Origin of the sequence: Methylophaga sp. UBA1464, from assembly GCF_002325665.1 — a bacterium.
Taxonomy (GTDB): Bacteria; Pseudomonadota; Gammaproteobacteria; order Nitrosococcales; family Methylophagaceae; genus Methylophaga.
This window is the reverse complement of record NZ_DCSO01000074.1, coordinates 355-4,831: the sequence shown is the minus strand read 5'-3', so window position 1 is coordinate 4,831 and position 4,477 is coordinate 355. Positions and strand designations below refer to the sequence as shown.

Here is a 4,477-nt window from a genome sequence, read left to right as displayed (position 1 = left end):
GGCTGGGACTATTTTTCCGCCCCACGGCGTTGGAAATGAATTATGAAGAACAACTACATCGCATCATTTCCGCCTTGTTGGACGGAAAAATAGCCTCCAGCAGTGGTGGCTATGAGAGAGCAACAAGCCCTAGTATCAAAAGCATTAAAAACTCAGACCTTGAACGAGCCTAACTGTTGTTTCAGAGTATTGGCAGCGTCGTCCAGCTCATTGCCAACCCGGCTCAGCTGAAGAGCTCCCTCGGTTGTATGCCCGACCAGTTGGGAGATCTTAGTGAGATTTTTACTGACATCTTCACATACAGCACTTTGCTCTTCAGTGGCTGAAGCAATCTGAAATGTCATTTCCGTCACTTCCTTGATGGCTTGCTGAATATCCTGCAGTGCCGATTCTGCTGCACGAGCAAGATCAACCGTTTCCGTCACCTGCTGCCCGCTCTGGTGCATTGCTGCCGAAGCCTGACGACTCCCCTGTTGCAGTACACTGAGCTTTTCATGAATATCCACAGTGGCATCCTGCGTCCGGCTAGCCAAGGCCCGCACTTCATCTGCAACAACAGCAAAGCCGCGCCCTTTTTCGCCGGCCCGGGCAGCTTCAATCGCTGCGTTAAGTGCCAGCAGATTGGTCTGTTCAGCAATGCCCTGAATGACTGACAAAATGCTGACAATAGCTTCACTGTTTTTTTCCAGCTCCAACATGGCTGATTCCGATTCCTGCACACTGGAACTGACCGAATGAATCGACTCTGAAGTTCGTTTCACCAGTCCCGCGCCGGACTGTGAAGAGTCATTGGCTTTGCTGACAAATTGTGATGTGCGATCCGCATTGCCGGCTATCTGCTGTGCTGAAGCAGCCATTTCCGTAACGGCAGAAACCATTTCTTCAAGCAACTGCTGTTGCTGAACCATCTGAGATCGCGTCTGTTCACTGATTTGGCGACCTTCTGCAGACAGTTCACTGACATTTTCGCCCAGCGGAATTAATTGCTGGATCAGCTTGCGCAGTTTGCCAATAAAGATATTAAGGAATCCGGATAACTTACCGGTCTCATCCTGGCGTTGGATATCAAGCTGCTGAGTCAGATCACCTTCACCTTCAGCAATTGATGCAACCAATGTAGTCATTTTTGAAAGTGGTTGGATACTGCTGCGCGCCACCAGCCACACAATACCGACCCCAATCAGTGCCAGAAGCAAGCCCAGCACACTGGTACTGACGATAAAGTTTCTTTGCGCACTCTCAAGAAATTGTTCCTGCTCCGCAACGGCAGCCAGTACCTGTGCCTCAGGAACTGCCAGATAAGTCACCCAACCTTGCTGGTTACCGGGCATAGTAAATGGGCTCAGCACGATAAACTGATCTTGCTGCTGCAAAATCTGGCTTTGGCCTGACTTGCCAACGGCGAGAAGCGCTTCTCTGAGACTGTTATCCAAAACACTGAGATTCTGACCGATCATTTCTGGCTGCTGGCTATGTCCGGCAATAACGCCCCGCGGACTGACCAGCAAAGTTTGACCAGCTCCCTGATAAAGAGAAGCAGCGACATCAGTGATCACTGATTGCAAAAAAGCAGCAGAAATATCGATACCACTAATGCCGATAAAGCGACCAGCATTAATTACCGGTGCAACCAGACTGGTCAACAGAACCTGCTCACCATCAATTGGATACAAGTAGGGGTCAATGACACAGCTACCACTGCTATCTTTGGAACAAAGATAATATTCGCCTGCTCTTACGCCATTGTCATCAACAGTAGCATCTTCCAACCCTTCGAGATTTTCCACTACAAAAGTGTCAGATTCTGAACGCACAACATAGGGCAGGAACCGTCCACGGCTATCACTGCCCAAAGTTTCACGGAACAAGAAGTCACTGCCGTCTATTGCATTTGGTTCAAATGCGACATAGGCACCCAAAAAATCCGTATTCAGGGCCAGAGTTTGCTCAAGCATTCTGACCGCAAGACTGCGTTTATCATCAATTTCCGAATCGTTTACGACTGCCTGCATCACAGCCGCATTCGCCTGAGCCGTATTCAGCGCTCTTTCAAGTGGCATACGCAACTGTGCTGAAGTATCTTGAGCCAAAACCTGTAAATAATCCTGGGCCTGTTGCTCAGTGACCTCCCGGCTATGATCAGAAAGACTCTTTTTGATTGAACTGAACTGCCATACGCCAACCAGCGCAGTAACCAGTACGACGGTCAATAAACTGAGGCCAGCCCAAAGACTAAAGCGCTGTTGAATAGAAAGATGCATCTTTATCTCCATTATCAGGGAACCGGAATTACCGGCATACCATTTAAATTGCAATCTGATTTCAGACTACAACAATCGTATTCACTGAACAGCCGAAAATTGCCAGTGCTGACAATCGGTTCCGGCTTTACCCCTGTCCGGTGATAGCATCACAATTTAGCAGCTTCGCTATAGGCTTGAGATTGGCCGTATATACTTGTTGAGACTGTAAGTTCGCGCAGACTTTGCCAGATTTCTTTCAGGCACGCAATGGAGAAAAGATCAATAATCTGCTTTGATTGGCAAAAACTTACATTTCTGATGTATCTGAAAAGTTGAAACGACCAGTTTCTTCTATGGTTTGATATGGTAATAGCCCTCCCATATCCAGTCTGGCCTTAAATGTATAAGCAAAACCATTGTTCTGACCAGTTAATAACCGGTTGATTAATCGCGCACTGCCCAGTAAATTCGGGCTGGCCTCGATAGTAAAATCAGCCATGCCATAGCCTGGAACTGTCGGCAAATCCGGCGTTGCACCACTTAATACACGATTATTTTCCACCTCAACAGAATAACTCATCCCCTTCAAAGACAAAGTGCCGCGATTAGGGTTGATGATCTGTAATCCGATAATAAACCGCGGTGACAGACCATTGGATTCTGGCGCCAGAGAAAAAGACGTGATGTTCACCTGAGGCTTTTCATAATTTGGTGACCAGCTGGCACACCCCATCATGGATATTATTGCTATCAGACATAATATTCTTAACAGGGGCATTTGATTTCCAATCTGGAGGGAGGTATTCAGTCTAAACTGAAATCGTTAGTAATGATGGAAAAAAGCGCAGCAGCGGCTTTCATTGACAAGCAATATCAAGAAATATTGCCCGTTTAAAACAACTGCCGCGCTATTAAGAACGGGATTGTGAGATCAACAGACCCAGTGTATTTATTGGCCACGTTTCTGTACTGGCTCGACTTCATCCATTTCATGAGCAGGATGCATCGCATTTCCGGATTCCCGGGCATCCAGGCGATTTTCCTGATAATCATCTTTCGATTCTTTATTGACACGTTCTGCAGCCTCACCCATATCATGTGCTGGATGATTACCCTCCGATGATTTATCTGCCGGGTTATTGGCAGCTTTTTCTTTCTTCCATTGATAATCTGCTTGTTGCTCTATCTCAGCAGCTTTAGAAGATACTGACTCATCCATTTCATGGGCAGGATGTTTGCCAGTATCATCATTAGCAGCTAACGCAGTGGTGCTGGCAAAAAGTGTCGTCAGGGCAACTGTGTAAAAACATTGTTTAAACATGGTAGCCTCCTTTAATTATGGTTAGAAACAACTCAAACAAAATGGCTTTTCACCATTTGATGTTATGTCCACCCTAACGAATATCCCCGACGACATCAAATCACCGAAAAAACCATTAAACCCATTTTAAATCATATAGTTATTATTTTATTTAGGCGTAATTCAGTATTCTGACCAGACATGATGTGAAAAACTTCCTGCCCCAAGGTAATCAGCCATTTTGCTTTATAATCCCGCCCCTAAGCCGCTTCACGCTGCGTTGAGATAAAACGATTTACACCATTGATAATGGCTTTTATCGCTGCTCGGCTGATATTTTTATCTTGCCCGACACCAAAAACCGGGCCGGCATTACCGACTTTGATTTCAACATAACTCACTGCAATCGCATCTGAACCGCTACCGATACCGTGCTCATGATAATCAACAACGGTTATAGCCTGTTGAATATGACTGGATAATGCTTTTGCAACGGCATCAACGGGTCCCGTACCTTTTGCTTTAAGCTTAAAAGATGTTGTGCCGTGATCCAACTGTAATTCAGCCGCGACACTGTCCTGAGATTCATCCATTAAACTACTGCTTGTAAATTGATAGGGTGCATTTACGCTGAGATAAATTTCATCAAATAAATTCACAATACCAGCAGCATTAATTTCCTTACCGCTGCTGTCGCTGATGTTTTGCACGATTTTGCTGAACTCAATTTGCAAACGACGTGGCAGTTCGAAACCGGAATGTTGCTGTAACAGGAAGCTGACTCCCCCCTTACCGGATTGACTGTTGACTCTGACCACAGCATCGTAGCTACGATTTAAATCTGCAGGATCAACAGGCAAATACGGCACCTCCCAAAAACCATCGGGATCCTGTTTTGCAAAACCTTTTTTAATCGCATCCTGGTGCGAACCGG

The 4,477-nt window shown here is 46.0% G+C and carries 4 protein-coding genes; all 4 read right to left on the bottom strand.

All coding sequences use genetic code 11. The annotated features are described in order from the left end of the window. Positions 1-152 precede the first annotated feature (152 nt). Complete coding sequence (locus B3O33_RS08940) at positions 153-2,261, bottom strand: methyl-accepting chemotaxis protein (protein ID WP_292362266.1); 2,109 nt, start codon at positions 2,259-2,261, stop codon at positions 153-155. A 289-nt stretch (positions 2,262-2,550) separates the two neighbouring features. Next, positions 2,551-3,021, bottom strand: a complete 471-nt coding sequence (locus tag B3O33_RS08935; protein ID WP_292362264.1) for an LEA type 2 family protein — start codon at positions 3,019-3,021, stop codon at positions 2,551-2,553. 171 nt (positions 3,022-3,192) lie between these two features. Next, positions 3,193-3,564, bottom strand: coding sequence for a hypothetical protein (locus B3O33_RS08930; protein ID WP_292362263.1), 372 nt, complete (start codon positions 3,562-3,564; stop codon positions 3,193-3,195). 239 nt (positions 3,565-3,803) lie between these two features. Beyond that, on the bottom strand, positions 3,804-4,477 hold a 674-nt coding region (locus B3O33_RS08925), incomplete at its 5' end, for an alpha-isopropylmalate synthase regulatory domain-containing protein (protein WP_292363452.1).

Coding starts and splice junctions, on each gene's coding strand:
- B3O33_RS08940 (WP_292362266.1), bottom strand. CDS start 2,261: ATGCATCTTTCTATTCAACAGCGCTTTAGTCTTTGGGCTGGCCTCAGT.
- B3O33_RS08935 (WP_292362264.1), bottom strand. CDS start 3,021: ATGCCCCTGTTAAGAATATTATGTCTGATAGCAATAATATCCATGATG.
- B3O33_RS08930 (WP_292362263.1), bottom strand. CDS start 3,564: ATGTTTAAACAATGTTTTTACACAGTTGCCCTGACGACACTTTTTGCC.